Source organism: Helicobacter sp. T3_23-1056 (assembly GCF_053654535.1).
In genome coordinates this window covers 1-19532 of sequence record NZ_JBSIUU010000016.1, presented here as the reverse complement: position 1 = coordinate 19532, position 19532 = coordinate 1, and the positions used below count along the sequence as shown (strand labels likewise).

The 19532-nt window shown below is 39.9% G+C and carries 14 protein-coding genes and 1 pseudogene; 14 read left to right on the top strand and 1 reads right to left on the bottom strand.

What is annotated here, in order from left to right; translation table 11 throughout:
* Position 1 precedes the first annotated feature (1 nt).
* The 4 genes from ACWIUO_RS09040 (at position 2) to ACWIUO_RS09025 (ending at position 4646) form a co-directional block, all read left to right on the top strand.
* On the top strand, positions 2-1078 hold the full coding sequence (locus tag ACWIUO_RS09040) for an LptF/LptG family permease (RefSeq protein ID WP_454177573.1): 1077 nt from the start codon (positions 2-4) through the stop codon (positions 1076-1078).
* Positions 1079-1190: 112 nt separating this feature from the next.
* The gene (locus ACWIUO_RS09035) at positions 1191-2273 is read left to right on the top strand and encodes a glycosyl transferase family 90 (RefSeq protein WP_454177572.1); all 1083 of its coding nucleotides are present in this window, start codon (positions 1191-1193) and stop codon (positions 2271-2273) included.
* A gap of 371 nt (positions 2274-2644) precedes the next feature.
* Positions 2645-3841, top strand: a complete 1197-nt coding sequence (locus tag ACWIUO_RS09030; protein ID WP_454177571.1) for an acetate kinase — start codon at positions 2645-2647, stop codon at positions 3839-3841.
* 226 nt (positions 3842-4067) lie between these two features.
* The gene (locus tag ACWIUO_RS09025) at positions 4068-4646 is read left to right on the top strand and encodes an isochorismatase family protein (RefSeq protein WP_454177570.1); all 579 of its coding nucleotides are present in this window, start codon (positions 4068-4070) and stop codon (positions 4644-4646) included.
* A gap of 418 nt (positions 4647-5064) precedes the next feature.
* Here ACWIUO_RS09025 and ACWIUO_RS09020 read toward each other — a convergent pair.
* Positions 5065-5280 (bottom strand): annotated as a pseudogene (locus ACWIUO_RS09020) (transcriptional regulator); the annotation flags it as partial.
* A 684-nt stretch (positions 5281-5964) separates the two neighbouring features.
* Between ACWIUO_RS09020 and ACWIUO_RS09015 the strand changes: the two are divergent.
* The 10 genes from ACWIUO_RS09015 to ACWIUO_RS08970 all read left to right on the top strand — a co-directional run bounded on the left by ACWIUO_RS09015 (position 5965) and on the right by ACWIUO_RS08970 (position 19423).
* On the top strand, positions 5965-6813 hold the full coding sequence (locus ACWIUO_RS09015) for an HDOD domain-containing protein (RefSeq protein ID WP_454177569.1): 849 nt from the start codon (positions 5965-5967) through the stop codon (positions 6811-6813).
* A 36-nt stretch (positions 6814-6849) separates the two neighbouring features.
* Complete coding sequence (locus tag ACWIUO_RS09010) at positions 6850-7884, top strand: hypothetical protein (protein WP_454177568.1); 1035 nt, start codon at positions 6850-6852, stop codon at positions 7882-7884.
* Between the two features lie 97 nt (positions 7885-7981).
* Positions 7982-8608 carry a 3-isopropylmalate dehydratase small subunit gene (locus ACWIUO_RS09005; RefSeq protein ID WP_454177567.1) on the top strand — a complete coding sequence of 209 codons (627 nt, stop codon included), beginning with the start codon at positions 7982-7984 and terminating at the stop codon, positions 8606-8608.
* 45 nt (positions 8609-8653) lie between these two features.
* On the top strand, positions 8654-9733 hold the full coding sequence (gene leuB, locus ACWIUO_RS09000; RefSeq protein WP_454177566.1) for a 3-isopropylmalate dehydrogenase: 1080 nt from the start codon (positions 8654-8656) through the stop codon (positions 9731-9733).
* Between the two features lie 85 nt (positions 9734-9818).
* The gene (locus ACWIUO_RS08995) at positions 9819-10070 is read left to right on the top strand and encodes a hypothetical protein (protein WP_454177565.1); all 252 of its coding nucleotides are present in this window, start codon (positions 9819-9821) and stop codon (positions 10068-10070) included.
* A complete protein-coding gene (locus ACWIUO_RS08990; RefSeq protein WP_454177564.1) occupies positions 10061-10594 on the top strand; it encodes a CiaD-like domain-containing protein in 534 nt (177 codons plus the stop codon). Before ACWIUO_RS08995 ends, ACWIUO_RS08990 begins: the two co-directional genes overlap by 10 nt.
* A gap of 1007 nt (positions 10595-11601) precedes the next feature.
* Positions 11602-12267, top strand: a complete 666-nt coding sequence (gene arsR / locus ACWIUO_RS08985) for an acid response regulator transcription factor ArsR (RefSeq protein ID WP_454177615.1) — start codon at positions 11602-11604, stop codon at positions 12265-12267.
* Positions 12268-12564: 297 nt separating this feature from the next.
* Entirely contained in the window at positions 12565-14022 is a 1458-nt protein-coding gene (locus ACWIUO_RS08980; protein WP_454177563.1) for an ArsS family sensor histidine kinase, read from the top strand.
* Positions 14023-14050: 28 nt separating this feature from the next.
* A complete protein-coding gene (gene purF / locus ACWIUO_RS08975) occupies positions 14051-15610 on the top strand; it encodes an amidophosphoribosyltransferase (RefSeq protein ID WP_454177562.1) in 1560 nt (519 codons plus the stop codon).
* Between the two features lie 393 nt (positions 15611-16003).
* On the top strand, positions 16004-19423 hold the full coding sequence (locus tag ACWIUO_RS08970; protein ID WP_454177561.1) for a hypothetical protein: 3420 nt from the start codon (positions 16004-16006) through the stop codon (positions 19421-19423).
* The last annotated feature ends 109 nt before the right edge of the window (positions 19424-19532 follow it).

The following is a 19532-nucleotide window of genomic DNA, read 5'->3' as shown; positions in this document are numbered from 1 at the left end:
TATGCCACGACTAAGATTATTTTTTTTCATAGGGCGATATTATTTGCGCTATTTTTTGGTGATTTTTATCGCGCTAGAATTATTTTTTGTCAGCATCGATAGCCTCCAATACGCCGATAATTTCGCAGAATCCGCAAACCTTGTGGTGCTATTTTTTGCTTATGATTTTGCCTATGCTATCAATTTCACGCTTCCTATTTCACTGCTTTTGTCTATGGCGATTTGCTACCTCTCGCTTATCAAATCCAACCAATACACCGCCCTACTAGCACTCGGCTACTCTAAGCGCGCTCTTTTGCGCCCCGTGCTACTGCTAAGTATCGCACTTACTTGCCTCTATATCGGGCTAAATGCCACGCCTTTTGCGTATGCCAAAGAGGAAGTAGAGACTTTTTTCAAAGATTCTTCAAGTGTGCCGACAAAAGATTTATTTGTCAAAAATCATCAAAACTATGTGTTTTTTGGGACGATAAATTCCCTAGCCCAAGCTAGCTCCCTGCGCGTTTTCACGCTAGATGATGACAAAAGGTTAGTAAGCTTTATTCAAGCAAAAAAGGCATTTTTTGAAAATAATTTTTGGGTATTACAAGACGCACAGACGCAGATTTTGCCAAAAAAATGGAATCTAGGTGGTTTAGGGATTGTTTCTAGCACGCAACCACGCCTGCCGATTTTGGAAAACTTTAACCCAAAAGTGCTAGATTCTTTCGCGCAGGCAAAGCCCTCTATTTCGATTTTAGACGCGCTAGATTCTTTTCATCTTTTGCGCGCGCAAAATATCTCCACCGACAAAGCTAGGGCGATTTTGTATTCTCTTATTTTAGTCCCGCTTTTTGTGCCATTTGTGGCAATTATTATTTGTTATTACACCCCTTCTCTTGGGCGATATGTCAATCTTTACTTGCTTGGTTTTTGTTTTATTATTTTCGCGCTTCTTGTGTGGGGATTGTTTTTTGCGCTTAGTCAATTTGCCATCACAGATATTATCTACCCTGAAGTTGCTGTGCCTGCGCCACTTGGGATTTTGGCGTGCGTTGCGTGCTGGTATTATGCGCGGATAAATAAAGTGGTTTTGTAGCGTGATTTTGCTTTTTGTAAATATTTTTTAAATAACATTTTGCAAGCAAAAATAAGTCGATTTTGCAAAAACAGATTTTGCAAAATCTTAAATTTAAAAATAGGAAAAATCTATGTCTAAACTTATCTACAATCTACAAGGTATCGCAAGAATGCTCCTGCCTCGCGCATTTTGCCAAGCAAATCTATCGCACAAAATAAAGCAGATTTTCAAAGATTTTGATGATGTGACATTGCAAAATATTGCCAAACGGGTTAATTATTATCACAAAATAAATACCCCATTTACACTCCCTACCCCAAATGCTTTTGCCACAAACAAATCTAACCAAAATCCAAAAACTCCCCTAAGCCTGCAAACCCCAAATATAGATTTTCTATCACGCAACAACCCCACTAGCGCGCACTCAACCGTGTATTATTATGATTCTTATCAATGGAGCAGGTATTTTAATGATAACTTTGTATGGGCTTATCAATTTGGCGATGTAAATTATTACCTAGACACCCCTGCCATAACCAAAACTCGCCCATTAGATTTACCAAAATCAGATTCTAAAATCATTAAGGGGGGGGGGGATTCTAATACAAAAAGCATTTTATTGCCACTTGATAAAAGCCGACATTTGTGCTTTTTTGCAGATAAAATCCCTTATAAAGACAAAAAAGATAAGCTAATCTTTCGCGGTGCGTGCTATCAGAGCCATAGAAATAAATTTTTGTCAATGTATTTTAGCCACCCGCTATGCGACATAGCCGACACAAGCGACAAAAAACATAACGCGGATTTCATAGGACGCAAAATCTCTAAGCAAAAACATTGCGAATACAAATTTATCTTGAGTTTGGAGGGAAATGATGTAGCAAGCAATCTAAAATGGGCGATGAACTCAAACTCACTTTGCATAATGCCAAAACCAAAATTTGAAAGCTGGTTTATGGAAGGGAGGCTAATCGCAGGGGTGCATTACGCGCAAATAGATGATGAATACAGCGATGTAGAATCCACGCTAGACTACTATCTAAGCCACGAAAAAGAAGCATTAGACATTATCAAAAACGCGCAAAATTTTTGCAAAGATTTTCAAAATCCACGCTACGAAGAAGCCTGCTGTTTGCTAGTTTTGCGAAAATATTTTGCCCTAAGCGGACAGCTTGATATAAGCAAGGAAGAGCGCGAATTATTTGGAATCTAGCAAAATCAACATTTTGTTAAAAAGCGTTTGGCAAAAAAGCATTTGGCAGAAACTTTGGAAAAATCAAAATCTTGCAAAAATCTTGCAAATTTTCTAAAAGATTTCAAACAAAAGATTCTAAAAAGGTAAGCAAAATTTTTACAAAAACGCGTAGATTTTACACATTTTAAAAACATTACTCTAAAAAATAAGCAAAATATTTGCATTGTTAAAAGGAATTTTTTAATATATTACCTAACAATTTGTTTTGGCAATTTGTTTTGGCAATTTGATTTTGCTATGTTGCTTTTTAGGCATTCTTTGGAGTCTTAAAAGAATCTTAAAGAATCTAAAACCACCTAGACAACTACTTCACAACTAAAGGAGAAAAAATGAATGTATTAGTGGTAAATTGCGGGAGCTCATCGCTAAAATTTCAGCTCATAAATGTCGATAGCGAAAAAGTCCTAGCCTCTGGAATCTGCGATAGAATCGGGCTTGAAGGAAGCGTGCTAAACTACAAAAAAGGCGAAGAAAAAGTAAGCAAGACGCTAAACCTAGTCAATCACTCAAACGCCATCTCTGCCGTGCTAGAAATCCTAACCGACAAAAAAGTCGGCACAATCAAATCCCTAGATGAAATCGCTGCTATCGGGCATCGCGTGGTGCACGGGGGCGAATATTTCAAAGAATCTGTGCTGATTGATGAGATTGTGATAAAGCATATTGAGGATTGCTCTGCTCTTGCGCCATTGCATAATCCCGCGCATTTAATGGGTATCAAGGCTTGTAGCGAGCAAATGCCAAAAACGCCTATGGTAGCGGTTTTTGACACGGCGTTTCATCAGTCTATGGAAGCACGCGCGTATATGTATGGCGTGCCTTATGAATGGTATGAGAAGCACAAAGTGCGCAGATATGGCTTTCACGGGACTAGCCACAAATATGTCTCACAGCGCACGGCGGAGTTTTTGGGACTTGATTATAAAAATTCTAAAATCATTGTCTGCCACCTTGGCAATGGCGCGTCCATCTCTGCGGTAAAAAACGGCAAATGCGTGGATACAAGTATGGGGCTAACGCCGCTAGAGGGGCTTATAATGGGGACTAGAAGCGGGGATTTAGACCCTGCGATTTTGGACTATATCGCCGATAGAGAGGGGCTAAACACCAAAGCAATCGTAAATATCCTAAACAAAAAATCTGGCGTGCTCGGAATCTCTGGCGTTTCAAGTGATTTTAGGGATTTGCTCGATGCGGAGCTAAAAGGCGATGAGAGGGCGAAGCTCGCTCGCGCTGCCTTTGCGTATCGCGTGCTAAAATACATTGGGAGCTATTGCGCGGTGATGATAGGCGTTGATGCGATTGCCTTTTGCGCGGGTGTGGGGGAGAATGCGAAATTTATACGCGGTATGATTGTGGAGCATTTGGAGTTTTTGGGCGTGAAACTTGATGAGGAAGCAAACAACGCGTGCGGCAAAGAAGCGATAATCTCTACCAAAGATTCTAAAGTCAAAGTGTGTGTAATCCCCACAAATGAGGAGCTTGTCATCGCACGCGACACAAAGGCGATTGTCTCAAAACTTTAAATTTTAAAATTTAAAGCACAGGGTATTTATGCCACGCATATTGTCATATTGAGAGCGAAGCCCGAAATATCCAAAAGTAGTCGCAAACAACGCGACAGAAGCCACCAAAAAAAGCTATGATTCTAGCACCTTTGGATACTTTCTGCTGTTTAAGCCTTAGTATGACAAAAAAATCATTTAGCGTTTTGCAACTTTTTTTAAGGCATTTTTTAAACAAGGCAAAGAAATGAAACCATTTGAATACGGGCTATACAAGCCAAATGAAAGCCTTTTAGTAGTCATCGATGTGCAAGAGAGGCTAATCCCGCTAATGTTTGATTGGCAAAATCTTATCAAAAATACCAACACGCTTTTGCGCGGGGCGGAGATTTTAGGCATTCCCACGCTTATCACCGAGCAGTATCCAAAAGGGCTTGGGAATACCGATAAACGCGTGGAATTTGATAGGGGAGATTCTAAAATCTGCGTGCTAGAAAAGACAAGTTTTAGCATTTTTGGCAATGGGAATATTATGGACTTTATCGCGCAACTTAACACACAAGGCGGGGCAAAAAATCTCATAATCTGCGGGATTGAAAGCCATATCTGCGTGCTTCAAAGCGTGCTTCACGCGCTAGATTTGGGGCTTAGCGTGTGGGTGGCACAAGACGCGCTAAACTCGCGCAAAAAGGAAAATCATACAAACGCCATAGAGCTAATGCGAAGCAAGGGAGCGAAAATCTCGTGCGTAGAATCACTCCTCTTTGGCGCGATGCTAGAATCTAAAAACGAGCATTTTAAGCAAATCAGCGCACTAATCAAATAAAAATCAAACTTATTTCAAGCTAGATTTTGCTTGAAACCACATTTTGACTAAAAATCTAGCTTGATTTTGTTAAATTTTGCTAAGTTGCAAATTTGTGAAGTAGCCACGAAAAAGATTGCCAAGTAAAAATTGCCACGAAAAATTTTGCAAAATCTAAAAAATCCCAAAATCTTAATTTTTGCAAAATCTACCACAACAAAATCCACACATTCTCTTAACAAATATCTACAATCTGGCAAACAAAAAATCTACAAAACAAAAAAAACCAACAAAAACAACAAAATCAAAAAACGAGTTTTTTGCCCATCGCTATTTGTGATTTTTATTTATCTTTTTTCTCAATTCGTAGATTTTTGTCCGTTTTTGGTGCGTTTAACGGGGGGGGGGGGGGGGTGGAAACGCCCCTCTTTTTAGGAAGTTTATATTTTTTTATTTCCTCTTGGATAACGCAATCAAACTCTTTCAACTCATCATAATGCGCTTTTGAAGCGTTGATTAGCTCATCAAACTTAAATCCTAACATTACGATACGAAACAAATCTGGCTTAAATCGCCTCCAATTATACAAAGTGCTAACATCAACATCAATATGTTTTGCCATATCTCGTTTTGTCGTTTTAAATTGAGTCTTCATAAAATGCCTTTAAGGTTTAGTATTTTTTTACCGAAATCAAAAAGCAATTATACAAGATTTTTGCCAAAAAATACACAAAAATGGATTTTGGCACAATCCTAAAATATCGTTGCGCGTGTTATTGTAAATTATCTATCTTTTATAAAAATAACTTGGAATATTTAACAAAATCGCAAAAAACAGATTTTCAAACAATCGCCCAAAAAACACACAAACCCCCTAAAAAATCTGCATAAAATAAACAAAAAATCAACAAAATTTCACACAAAAACCACAAAAATATCCAAAATCTTGCCAAAAAATCCATATTTTTATATCAATCTAACGAATAATTACAACAATATTTTTGCAAAAATGTGCAAAATCTTGTCGTAAGTTTAGCGATTATAAGGTAAAATCTTGCACTATATTTTGAATAAATCCAAGACTTAGGGCGTTTTACACTAGTTTCGCACAAAGGGGCAATCCCAAAAACAAAGCCACAAAAAACTAGGCGTTTATCAAAAAAATAACTTAGCTTTTTGTGGCAAATAAAACAAACATTAAAAACCAAAAGTTAAAAAACCAAAGCTAGCTAAAAACTAAATTAGCGAAAACTAGCGAAAGTTAGCAAAAATTGCTACTAATTTGGTTTGCGACTTTTGCAAAAAGAACTTGCAAAAACAAAAAATAAGGAAGTCTAAAATGAATGAGTCTCTTCTCAACATCATCGAGGAAAAACTCCCTCCATTGTCTGATACCGTTGTCAAACTGCGTGATTATATCGCAGAGAATGGCGAAAATATGGAAATAAGCGAGGTTGTAAATATCCTCTCCAAAGACCCTATGGTTACGACAAATTTGTTAAAAATTGCAAATTCTGCATATTATGGATTTTCTAGCAAAATCTCTACGATTAACCAAGTTGTTACCCTGCTTGGAATCGATAATGTCAAAAACCTTGTTATGACAGATTCTATCCGCTCTCATCTTAAAGTAAATGTCTCTCCCTACGGGCTTGATACGGATTTGTTTATGGGAAATTGCTCAAAAGAAGTCAATTTCATCTCTTCGTGGCTAGGCAATGAGGACAAAAAGCTAGCCCAAACGCTAGTCCCCTGCGCTATGCTTTTGCGACTTGGTATGATTTTGTTTTCTATCGCGCTTATTAAGACTAGGCAGGACAAAGAATTTCGCAAAATGCTAGAGGATAATGAATTTATGAATATCGCCCTTGTAGAGCAGGAATTTTTTGGGACTGACCATATTTCGTTTTTGGCTTACTGCTTTGATTTGTGGAAGTTTGATGATGAGATTATACAGACCGTGCTATATGCGACAAGCCCGCATTCTGCCACGCAAAATATCCAAAAAAGTGCCTACGCGCTAGCCATCACAAATCGCATATTTGAGCCCTATGAAGGTGGCAATGAATACAACATAAATGAAGCCATAGCCCTAGCAAAAGAAGCAAAACAACAAGGGGTAAATTTTGATATGGACAATCTAGTAGCCCATATCCCCGCCCCAAAAGATAAAACACCAAACAAATAGCCTATCTTTTTAGCACAATATTTTAGGTAAATTCTTTTGCGCTTTCTTTTTTTATTATCTCTTTTTGCGCTAGAAGTCGCATTTTGCGCTAGCGCGGAGCTTAGCAAAAAAGACTACGAAAATCTAGATGTCGATACCGAGCGCATAGGCTGGAAAATCGAGCTAAGCAGAATCTCACTAAACTTTACCACCACCCAAGTAGGCAACAAAGAGCAATACGCTAGCTTTGCAAATAGCCGTTTAAGCGGTAGTTCTCAACTAGTCCTCCAATCATATAGCAAACTTTTAGCGGATTATTACTCGCAATCTTTTGTATGGTTTAGCTCACTTCTCGCAGAATACGGACAAACCGTAGTCTTTGCCACCAAAAACACCCCAAGAGTAAGCAACAAAACCAATGATAAAATCCTACTATCCACAGGCTACACCCAGCGCATTTGGAAGCTAGAAAACATACGCGGAGGCGAAAAACTAGGCGGGGAAATAGGACCTTTTGCAAGCCTTAGCCTGCAAAGTGAATTTACCCCCAGCCCAAATCTCCCCTATCGCAAAAAATACCTGCGACTATCGCTAGGGGCGCGACTTTTTGATAGCAAATATATCCAAAACCTGCATTTAAGTCTTTTTGGCGAAGATGATTTTAGCGACATAAAAAACCAAGTGCAAAGTATGGGGCTAGAGAGTGGAATCCAGCTAAAATACAGCTTTAGAGATGGGGTAGATTTTGCTAGCGGGCTATATTATCGCCAATACTTGCTTAGCAACTACCCAAGAGTGCGCGACCCAAATTTTGAAATGGAGCTAAACTTGCGACTTGACACGGTGCTGTTTAATAACCTTAGCATTTCGCCATTTTTAAGTCTATATATCTTGCAGGGCAAATATATAAAAAGCACGGGGACAAACCTATTTGTCGGCGTTTCGCTAGGCTATGGCAAAATTTTTAAAGACAATAAATTGCCTATCAAAAAAGAGCCTGTGTTTGATTTTGATTTCAATCTAGCCCAAAAATCACACAAAAAAATGCTCTACTCACTTGCCAAAAAAGGCGAGATAAAGCGCAGAATCTAGCCAAGATTCTAGCCACAAAATGATATAATTTCAGCATTTTTCACAACGCAACAAATGCACCGCAACAAATCGCAACAACACAAAAAAGGAAAAGTAAATGTCTAGCCAAGATTCTACAAAAAAAGCAAAAAAAGATTTTATCAGCGACTCTAAAAAAGCAGATTTTAATAAGATAGATTCTGTTAGCGATTCGCAAATCCAAAAAATCCAAAATCAGCAAATCCAAAAAATCATCGAGGGTAAGGCGTGGAAATTTGGCGATAATATCGACACAGATGTCATAATCGCCGCTCGCTACCTAAACACAAGCGATGAAAATATCCTAGCAAGACATATTATGGAAGATGCGCGCCCAGATTTTTTTAGCGAAATTTCAAAAGGCGACATTATAGTCGCGGGGGAGAATTTTGGCTGTGGCAGTAGCAGGGAGCACGCACCTATCGCGCTAAAAGCCGCAGGGATTGCCTGCGTGATAGCCCCTAGCTTTGCTAGAATCTTTTATCGAAATGCCTTTAATATGGGGCTTTTAATCCTAGAATCTAACGAAGTAAATCACATAAACGAGGGCGATAAAATCCGCATAGACACGCAAAAAGGCATAATACAAAATCTAACCACAAACCAATCATTTGCCTACAAAGAAATCCCAGAATTTATGCACGCATTATTGCAAAGTGGTGGGCTTATGGCGTTTGCAAAAGATTGGCTAAGAAAAAATGGCTAAAGCTAAAAAAAGCTACAAACTAAAATCTAAACTAAGGAAAACAAAGTGAAAGCAGAATCTAAAATCCACAAAATCGCTGTGATAAGGGGCGATGGCATAGGCGATGAAATCATCACGGAAGCAATCAAAGTCCTAGAAGTCGCGCAAAAAAAATTTGATTTTACCCTAGAATATGGCGAGTATTTGATGGGTGGCGTAGCGTATGATGAGTGTGGAGAGCCATTGCCACAAGAGACGATAAAGGGTTGTTTAGATTCTAGTGCGGTTCTTTTTGGCGCGGTAGGCGGGGCAAAATGGGAAAACTTACCAAAGCCAAAACGCCCAGAAGCAGGGCTTTTGGCATTGCGAAAAGAACTAGCGGTGTTTGCAAATTTGCGCCCTGCGATGGTGTTTGATGAATTGCTAGATTCTAGTCCGCTAAAGCCTGAAATCATCAAAGGCGTAGATTTGCTAATCGTGCGCGAGCTAATCAGCGGAATCTATTTTGGCAAGCCACGAGCAAAAGAAGCAAACAAAGCGTATAATACGATGATTTACACACGCGATGAGATAGAGCGTATAGCCCACAAGGCATTTGCCCTAGCAAAATCTAGGCGCAACAAACTCTGCTCAATCGACAAAGCAAATGTGCTTGAAGTAAGCGAGCTATGGCGTGAAGTGGTAAATGAAGTGGCAAAATCCTATCCAAGCGTGGAGCTAACCCATCAATATGTCGATAACGCAAGTATGCAGCTTGTGCGCGAGCCAAAGCAATTTGATGTTATCCTCACAAGCAATCTTTTTGGCGATATTTTGAGCGATGAAGCTAGCCAAATCACAGGCTCAATAGGGCTACTCCCAAGTGCTAGTGTGGGAGAATCTATCGGGCTATACGAGCCAATTCACGGCTCTGCGCCAGATATAGCTGGGCAAAATATCGCAAATCCTATCGCCACGATTTTAAGCGCGGCGATGATGCTAGAGATTTCGCTAGGGTTGCCACAGCCTGCAAACGCGATAAAAGAAGCCATACAAGAGGTGCTAAAAGCAGGATACCGCACCAAAGACATAGCCCAATTTGGTGCAAAAAAAATATGTAGCACGCAAGAAATGGGCGATAAAATCGCAGAAATACTTGCAAAATAACGCAAAATTTGCAAAATAGCACAATCCAAAAAGCGTAATTTTTTGTAAAATAACCAAAATTTAATGCTATTGTAAGGAGTTTGAGATGGGATTTAAAACCAACACTTTGGCAAGTATCTATGAGATACAGGGACACAAAGAAGAAGCGATGATGATATATGAGGGGGTTTTGGCAAAAGACCCAAACAATATGGAAGCAAGCGCAGCCCTTGTGCGACTAAAGACACAAAAGCACAATTTTAGCGGGCTAAATCGCGACAAGCTAGAACTTTTTGTAAATGCAAGAACGGCTAGCGATTATCAAAAACTTGAAAAGTGGTTGTTACAATGGAACTAAAAGATCTCATCTTACAAGCCCTTGATGAAGTGGAAAATGGCGCAGCGCACGACAATGCAACGCAAAATCTACCCAAAAAAGATTCTGCGGAAAATAGCGAGCAAACAAGCGATAATGAAATCAGCCTAAATGCTAGGCTAAGCGAGAATCTAAACGCGCTAAAAGACAATCTAAACGCAAGCAATGAGCTAGAATCTAAGGAAGTAAAAGAATCTAGCTTGGCATCATCAAATGCGACAAATAGCACAAATCCAACAAGACTTAGCAAAGATTTGGCAAAACCACTGCTAAAAATACAATCTAGCAAGACGACTTCAGGCAAAGTGATTGCGCCACAAGATGCGGTATTTAGCCCGTCAAATATAGAATTTTTGGAAATGCTAAGGGAAAAATTGCTCGTGCTATTTGAGGGGCTAAAAATGCCACAAATGCAGGATTCTAAAGAAAAACTTGACTTGGTAGTGAATTTTTTGCAATATGAATTATGCTTGCTTGATGATTTTCTAAAAAGCAATAAAAAATAGATTTTGCAAAATCAAAATCCGCTAAATCTGCTAATCTGTAAAAAAAAACAAAACAAAATCAAAGTGGAATCAAAATGTAATCAAAACAGAAACAACCTCCAAAATCAAACACTTTCAAAAAAATGCCTTTGCGTGAGGTTTGGCGTGATTTTGCGCTCGTTGATTTTTGTGTTTTGCGTGTTTTGTATGTTTTGTATGTTTGTTTGTGGTAGCACATTGACAAGCGCGACATAGCGTGCTTTTTTTTTAGAATCGTTGAATCGTTTGCAAAATGTTTTTGTGGTTTTTTTTGGCTTTGTTTGTGCGGATTATTTTATGCTCATTTGTTTTTACATTTTTTACTTTTAATGTATTTTTTTTAATCTTATTTACTAATTTTGCGATAAAATTCCCCTTGCCTTTATGGCAGTAGCGGTTGGCTTAACCCCCTCCACGCCAGCCGTTACTTTGGCTCTTGCTCCCCCTCCAGCAAGAGCCTTTTTTAAGCAATCTTAGCAAAACTCTTTTTTTGGAATCTAAGATTTTGATTAGAGTGTTTGAATTGCTTAGAGATACGCTTTTGAAATGATTTTTTCATAAAACTCCTTGATTTAGAAGCCTCCTAAAATCTTAGATTAAGATTTGGGAGGCTTTTCTTTTGCTTAATTTTTAGATTCTCTTTGACTTCTTTTTGCTACATTTTTTCTTTTTTTATGTGTTTTTTTGGCGTTTTTTGCATTTTGCGTGGATTTTTGTCTTATTTTTGACATATTTTTCATTATTTTATTGCAAGCTAGCTATTATTTAAGCTAGATTTTGCTACGATTGCTTAGCAAATTTTCTCTCACAAGAGGTATCAAATGAAAACTGAAGAAAACAACACACAAAACACCACGCAAGATATAGTGGCACAAGGCATTGTAGCAGAGGGCGTTGTAGCAAATGGCATTGAGGCAAATGATATTGCAGAAAATGGCGAAGAAAATGACGAACTTCTAAACTACCCTGATAGGACGCTTGAAGTGCTGATGATAGAAGATGATGTAGAATTATCCGAAATCCTAAGCGAATACCTACAATCACACAATATCAAGGTAACAAGCTATGATGAGCCATACACGGGAATGAGCGCGATAAGCGCGAAGCATTTTGACTTGCTGTTGCTAGATTTGACATTGCCAAATCTAGATGGGCTTGAAGTCTGCAAGCGCGTAGCCAAGCAAAAAAATATGCCAATCATCATTTCTTCTGCAAGAAGCGATGTCGATGACAAAGTCAAAGCCCTAGAAAACGGCGCAGATGACTACTTGCCAAAGCCCTATGACCCAAAAGAACTGCTCGCTAGAATCCAATCCCTACTCCGCAGATACCACTCAAAAGCTGGGCGCGATGAAGCAAAAGAACCAAATCCAATATTCCACATAGAAAAAAATAGCCGTGAAATCTACTACCACGACAAAAAGCTAGAACTCACGCGTGCAGAATATGAGATTTTGACGCTACTCATTAGCAAAAAAGGCAATGTTTTTTCACGCGAAGCGATTGCCATCGAGTCTGAATCAATCAACCCCGAAAGCTCAAATAAAAGCATAGATGTCATCATCGGGCGATTGCGTGCCAAAATCGAAGACGACCCCAAAAAGCCAAGACATATCATATCTGTGCGCGGTGTGGGCTACAAGCTAGAATTTTAATCACAGACAAAAATCCACAAAAAGCCAAACGCAAAATGCAAAGCATAAAATCTCGCTTTTTGATTCTATATTGTCGGATTCTGCATTTTTGGATTCTGCTAGATTTAGCTAGATTTTATGGCGGTTTTTTATGCCGTTGTTATTTGTGGCTTTTTTGTCGCCCTACCCTACATCTTGACCGACTTGCCCGCCCGTCTTGCCTACCATTCTTGTATGTTTGCAAGATTTACAACAAGCAAGACGCCAAGCCAACGACAATCCCTAAAGCGACAAAAATGACAAATGGAGCGTAATGCTATGAAGCATTCAATCTTTTTTAAAATCACCATTTTGTTTTTGTTTGCGCTGGGGAGTTTTTTTGCCTTTTCGTTTTATTTTTTGCGATTTCAAGCCGAGCGATACGCCATAGACAACGAAAGACAACGGTATGAGCGCGTAAGTATCATCTTTAACCACATTATTTCCAAAGAGACAAATCTAGACGCTATCCAAATCTACCTAAAAGAAATGGGATTTATACAAGTAAATGACAACAGCCTCAAAAAAAATCTACTAAACACCACCAAAATCCTCTATGACACGCAAGGCATATACCTCAAATCTATCGAGCTAAACAACGATATGTATATCTTGCTTACGAGCGAAAATGAAGTCTTTCTCTACAAAGATTCGTTGCGAAATTTTTATGTAAATTACTACCTAATCATACTTTTTGGCTCAATGGTTTTAATCTTTCTCTTTGTGCTTGTGATAAAAAGCCTGTTGCCTATGATTCATTTGCGCAGGCAGATTCGCAGATTTGCCAAAGGGGATTCTAGCGTAGAGTGTGAAATCCCGCAAAAAGATGAGATAGGCGAGCTTGCAAGCGAATTTGACAAAGCTATCAAGCGCATTAGCGCGCTAAATTCTTCGCGCACGCTGTTTTTGCGCTCCATAATGCACGAACTAAAAACGCCTATCACAAAGGGGCGAATCACCGCAGAAATGGTGCGCAACAAAACCCAAAAACTCCGCCTCACCTCCGTATTTGAGCGATTAAACGCATTGATTGATGAGTTTGCCAAAATCGAACAACTATCCTCCAAAAATTACAACCTCAAAAAAAGCGAATTTTTCTTAAACGACTTAATGCAAGCCGTCCAAAAAATGCTACTCATCGACAATGCCGAAAACAACCCTATCCACAACAAAGCACCAAATGAAATCATAAAAGCGGATTTTGAGCTATTTTGCCTAACGGTAAAAAATCTAATCGACAATGGAATCAAATACAGCTTTGATGGCAAAGTAGAGGTAGAATCTAACGGGCTAGATTTGATTATTTCCAATCACGGAAACGCCTTAAAAATGGAATTTGAGGAATATTTTAAGCCGTATTTTAAAGATTCCGCCAAGCCAAATTCACAAGGATTTGGGCTAGGAATGTATATCATCAAAAACACGCTAGATGCGCAAAATTTTAGCATTTCTTATCACCACGAGGAAGATGAAAAAGGCACAAAGACAAATTATTTCACCATAAAAAACTGCATAGTAGAGAGCTTTTGCAACCTCCCTATAAATCCCTCAAGCCCTATAAATCCCCCAAGCCACACAAACACCGCAAATACCGCAAATACTGCAAACCAAGCAGATACAACCCCTCAAAAATCCACAGATTCTACAAATGATTTTGCAAAAAAATCCACAAAAGATTCTGCAAAAGATTCTACAAGCGATTCCACCACCGCAGACAAAGCCAAAAAATCCTCTTAAATCAAACCAAAAAACTTAAGGACATTCAATGCCACGCAAACAAAATCCACAAAACACAAAATCTATAAACCACCTTACAACCCACCCCATAAACGAACCCCAAAAATTAAACGAAAAATGCGCCGTAGTTGGAATCTTTGGCGCGCCAAATGCGCCGATTTTGGCGTATTATAGCCTTTTTGCTTTGCAGCACAGAGGACAAGAAGCAAGCGGAATCGCCGTAAGCGATGATGAAAAAATTTCACTGCACAAACGAGATGGGCTTGTTACGCGTGTTTTTACCCCAGAGATTTTATCCTCACTCAAAGGACACAATGCCATAGGACACAATCGCTACTCCACCGCAGGCGAAGATAGCATAAACGAATGCCAGCCAATCTATGCGCGATATTCATTAGGCGCGATTGCCATAGCGCACAATGGCAACTTAACAAACGCAGATTCTCTGCGCGAAAATCTAACGCAAGGCGGGGCGATTTTCCAAAGCCATCTTGATACCGAAGTGCTTATCCACCTTATCGCAAAATCTAGCAAGCCCACTTTACAAGAGCGTATCATAGAATCCATCTGCAAGATTGATGGTGCGTATGCGCTTGTGATTCTCTCTCGCACAAAAATGTTTGCCATACGCGACCCCTATGGCTTGCGACCGCTAAGTCTAGGGCAAATCAACAACAAAGACGGCACACTAAGCTATATCATAGCTAGTGAGAGTAGCGCGTTTGACTTAGTCGGAGCGGAATTTATCCGCGATATAGAAGCGGGGGAAATGCTTGTATTTGAGCGCGAAAAAAACGACAAAAATGCAAAATCTAGCGTAGATTCTACCAAACAAAAACAAAACAAAACACGCCAAACCCCCACTTACAAATCCTACCGATTTGCCACTGCCAAGCCCGCTCCCTGCGTATTTGAATACATTTATTTTGCCCGCCCTGATAGCAATGTGTTTGGGAGAAATGTCTATGCCGTGCGCAAAAAGCTAGGCATAGAGCTTGCCAAAGAGCATAGCTTAAAAGCGGATATGGTTATCCCCGTGCCTGATTCTGGCGTGGCAGCAGCACTAGGCTATGCCAAACAAAGTGGCATAGATTTTGAGCTAGGCATTATCCGTAATCACTATGTGGGGCGCACTTTTATCGAGCCTACGCAAAGCGCGCGCGAGCTAAAAGTCAAGCTAAAACTAAACCCAAATGCAAGCCTTATCAAAGGAAAAAATATTATTGTGATAGATGATTCTATCGTTCGCGGGACGACTAGCAAGCAAATCGTGCAGATTTTGCGACAAAGCGGGGCAAACAAAATCTATATGCTCATATCCTCTCCCCCCACGATAAGCCCCTGCTACTACGGCGTAGATACGCCACAAATCACCCAGCTAATCTGTGCCAATCACTCCATAGAGGAAGTGAGGCAATTTATCGGGGCGGATTATTTGGGATTTTTATCGCTTGATGGTTTGGCAAGAAGTATCGATGATACCCAATGCCTAAATGATGACAAACCACATACAAGTAGCAAAAATAGCTACTGCCAAGCCTGCTTTGATGGCAAATATATCGATTCTGTGCATTCTAGCAATCCATAAAATCAACTAGCAAAATCTAATTTTTTCTAGTTTCAAATCATAGATTTTTACAATTTTTCATAAAAATCTTTTTTTATTTTTTATTAAAAACCAAAAAAATATTGCAAAAATCTATCTTAAATTATTGAAAATCCTAAAAAATCCCAAAAAACCCCACAAATTTTCGCCGTTTTTTTTTTTTTTGATTTTTTGGCATTTTTTGGGTTTCGTTTAAGGTTTGTTTAATGTTTATTAGTCTATCATTTGCTTGTTTTGTTTTTTTACAAAATGAAACAAATGCCAAAATAAGGAGAACACAATGATGTTTAACCCCAAAAATGAATGTCTCAAACAATCTCTTAACGAGAGAGAGAGAGAGAGAGTAACTCCGCGCTAAATCTTTTTAGCTCCGCATTGTCATTGCGAGCGTTGCAACGCAACGCGTGGCAATCCACGACAAAAAACATAGGTGGCAATCTACAATGTAATATAAACAAAATAGATTGCCACGATTTTGCAACTTATGAAAAAGTTGCAAAATCTCGCAATGACAAGATTTCCGCTTCCATTGCGGATTTGCACACTTCTTGTCCCCCCTCCCTTGCGGAGGGGGCTAGGGGGTGGGTATCTTTAGATTCCACCGCCGACATTGTGGACAACGATTCTACTTCCGTCATTGTTGGTAAGGATTCCACTTCCGTCATTGCGAGCGAACGCAGTGAGGGTGGCAATCCACAATGTAATATAAGCAAAATAGATTGCCACGAATTTGCTAGCGCAAATTCTCGCAATGACGGCAATGCAAATTCTTTCAATGACAAGATTGCAAATTTTGCTAATGCAAAATCTACCCACCCTCACCCAACGGGTTGCGAGGCGTTAGCCGAAGCAAAAACCCCCTCCGCAAGGGAGGTGGCTTATTTTGGATTGCCACGCGCAACAAGTTGCGCTCGCAATGACGACAATGTAAAATCTTGCAATGGCATTGTTTCCTCCTCCCTTGCGGAGGGGGCTAGGGGGTGGGTATCTTTGGATTCCACCGCTGACATTATAGGCAATGATTCTGCTTCCGTCATTGCGAGCGAACGCAGTGAGCGTGGCAATCTACAATGCAATATAGACAAAATAGATTGCCACGATTCTGCAACTTTTGACAAAGTTGCAGAATCTCGCAATGACACCCACCCTCACCCAACGGGTTGCGAGGCGTTAGCCGAAGCAAAAACCCCCTCCCTTGCGGAGGGGGCTAGGGGGTGGGTTTCTTTAGATTCCACCGCTGACATTATAGGCAATGATTCTGCTTCCGTCATTGCGAGCAAAAAGAGCGTAAGCGAATTTTTGCGTGGCAATCCACAATGCAGAATAAGCAAAATAGATTGCCACGATTCTACGCTACGCGCAGAATCTCGCAATGACACCCACCCCCAAACCCCCTCCGCAAGGGAGGGGGCTTTTCAAACCACCAAGCCCAAAAAACGCCTAGCGTTGTCCCTAGCCACAAGTGCGATTCTAGCTAGCCTTAGCATAGATACCGCGGCGGCGTGGTGTGGGACAAAAAGTGGGACTTTTTATACTAGCCATACCCTGCTTTGTAATGGCTCTGAGAGTGTGGGTATGCTGACAAACTATACAGGTAATACTTGGTGGGGTTGGACTGATGCTAATTCGCCAATTTACACCATCGAGTTTAGCAATCTAACCATCACTGGTGGTAATTCACTTACGATGGCAAATTTTAATAATCAACGCAATAGGCTAGATATGAATAATGTAAATGCTAGCAATCTTAACCTAACACTAGGAGGCTCTGCTAGTAGCAAAACCCTAAACGCAACCAACACAAGAATAAATAACCTTGTGCTTAATAATTGGCAAAATGTCAATTTATCAAATTCTACGATTTCTAGCATTTCATCTAGTGGCACGATTTCAAATTTTAGCCTAAGAGGTGGGCAACTATCTAGCCTAAATGCAGGCACTATCACAAACCTCACGCTAGATGGTGCTAGGCTGGGTAATGAGCTATTTTTAAATATAACCCCAACCATCGCCAATGCCACCATAGGCGATATGAGTCAAAACACTATAACCATATCTAAGGACGCTAATAGTTGGAATAGCAAGACAAATGACGGACAGAGAATGTATTTTAAAAGCGCAACTACTGTGTCTTTTAATAACAATGCAAAATTTTCCATAAGCGTAGGTGGCAATCAAGCCCAAAATGACGGCAATGAATACAAACTAGAAAATCTAGTCGTATCAGGTAGCACTGCAAAAGGACAGAATCTAACTCGTGCAAATATCATCTCTTCAACCGACACAGAGATAATATGGAAAGATAATAAGACATTTTACCTACGCGCAGATGCTAGAAATAGCTACACTTCAAATGCTTATCGTGCCATCGCTCTATCAAATATGCGCCGTAATGCTATGACGCAAAATATCCTAGATACGATGACGACAAAGACTTTCCATAGCGATAGGTATTACAACCAAGAAGTAGAACTTCGCTTGCTTCAATACGATATGAGCCGCCTTACAAATCGTAGCTCTAAATTCTCCAAAACCACGCGCAAAAATACCAAAAAAGTCGATAAAGTGCGCGAAAAGCTAGCAAAGCTAACCCTAGAGCAGTCTAAAGGGCAAAATCTAGATAAGGGCTACAATAATTTTGAATTGATAGACCAACTAGATGCGATATTTATCCCATACACTGGGCGTAGGGATTGGCGATTTTTTGCATTGCCTTATGCGACACATAGCTATGTAGATTTTGGTAGCTCACAGGCTATGGAATATGCAGGTGGCGCACTCTTTGGCACACAAAGAAATTTGAGGGCAAATGGTATATTTGGCGGGTATGTGGGATATGAGTTTGCAAATATCGATACAAAAATGCTTACCAATGATACTAGATTGCAAACCCATAGCCTCCAAGCAGGGCTAAACTATTTCAAAACATTCTCTGTGCCTGCGAAAGTGTGGGAAGGGTTTATCAAAGTAAATATTCGGGGCGGGGTTGATTTGCCTATGCTAATGTCTGCTGCGGATAGTATCTTTGACCTAAAGCTAGTCTCAACCGCAAAAGGCGTAGAAACACCGCTAATATGGAATGTGGGAGCAGAAGTAAATGGTGGGGTTACTTTTTATCAATACAAGCGAAATAGCTACCTAAGCCCCGCAGTAGGACTAAGCTATGATATGCTAGCTGCTTTGCCTACGGGTATCAATAAACCAGAGGGTAATAATGGACACTTAGCCTTTGGACCGCACGAGAGAACGACAAATACTTATTGGCATTTGCCTGCTATCTCTGCTAGTATGCGCTACTACAAAATGTGGGGGAATAAATTTCGCACAAACCTAAAACTAGGCATAAAATATAATGTCCTAAACAAGCAGACTTTGCCACTCCACACGGAAACAAAGCTAGATGGTAGCGGGCAAATAGCAACCCCACCTGATGAAAATCGTATCATTACGCTCCCTGCGGTGTATGGGAATTTTGCGTTTGACTTTATCTGGATGATAAAGAAAAACCACGAACTAAGTTTCGGCTATGATGGGCTTTTCTACGCAAGCACATTTGCCAAAAACAACACCCCAGACGAACAGCTAAAATATCAAGGCTGGTTTAATGGCGTAACTACGACTTTGAACTTCAAATACGCGTATTGGTTTGGCGGGAGCGACTATGTAACCGACAAAGATGGCAACGCCGTAGCACGCTCTATAGTCGAAGGTGGCAAGAAAAAATCTAAGTCCAAAAAATCAAAGAAAAAGAAAGAAAAGAAGTCTAAGAAAAAGGTTTATTACATTGATGGGTAAAACTTTGGTTTGGGCTTGATTTTATGGGGGGTAAATCTTGGGCTTTTTTAGAGAGGGGCTTAGGATTGTTGACCGATTAGGCTTAGATTTGGTTTAGGGCTTATTTTGG

Excerpts from the sequence above, each read along its gene's own strand:
- ACWIUO_RS09040 (WP_454177573.1), top strand. The coding sequence starts at position 2 with ATGCCACGACTAAGATTATTTTTTTTCATAGGGCGATATTATTTGCGC.
- ACWIUO_RS09035 (WP_454177572.1), top strand. The coding sequence starts at position 1,191 with ATGTCTAAACTTATCTACAATCTACAAGGTATCGCAAGAATGCTCCTG.
- ACWIUO_RS09030 (WP_454177571.1), top strand. The coding sequence starts at position 2,645 with ATGAATGTATTAGTGGTAAATTGCGGGAGCTCATCGCTAAAATTTCAG.
- ACWIUO_RS09025 (WP_454177570.1), top strand. The coding sequence starts at position 4,068 with ATGAAACCATTTGAATACGGGCTATACAAGCCAAATGAAAGCCTTTTA.
- ACWIUO_RS09015 (WP_454177569.1), top strand. The coding sequence starts at position 5,965 with ATGAATGAGTCTCTTCTCAACATCATCGAGGAAAAACTCCCTCCATTG.
- ACWIUO_RS09005 (WP_454177567.1), top strand. The coding sequence starts at position 7,982 with ATGTCTAGCCAAGATTCTACAAAAAAAGCAAAAAAAGATTTTATCAGC.
- ACWIUO_RS08995 (WP_454177565.1), top strand. The coding sequence starts at position 9,819 with ATGGGATTTAAAACCAACACTTTGGCAAGTATCTATGAGATACAGGGA.
- ACWIUO_RS08990 (WP_454177564.1), top strand. The coding sequence starts at position 10,061 with ATGGAACTAAAAGATCTCATCTTACAAGCCCTTGATGAAGTGGAAAAT.
- arsR (WP_454177615.1), top strand. The coding sequence starts at position 11,602 with ATGATAGAAGATGATGTAGAATTATCCGAAATCCTAAGCGAATACCTA.
- ACWIUO_RS08980 (WP_454177563.1), top strand. The coding sequence starts at position 12,565 with ATGAAGCATTCAATCTTTTTTAAAATCACCATTTTGTTTTTGTTTGCG.
- purF (WP_454177562.1), top strand. The coding sequence starts at position 14,051 with ATGCCACGCAAACAAAATCCACAAAACACAAAATCTATAAACCACCTT.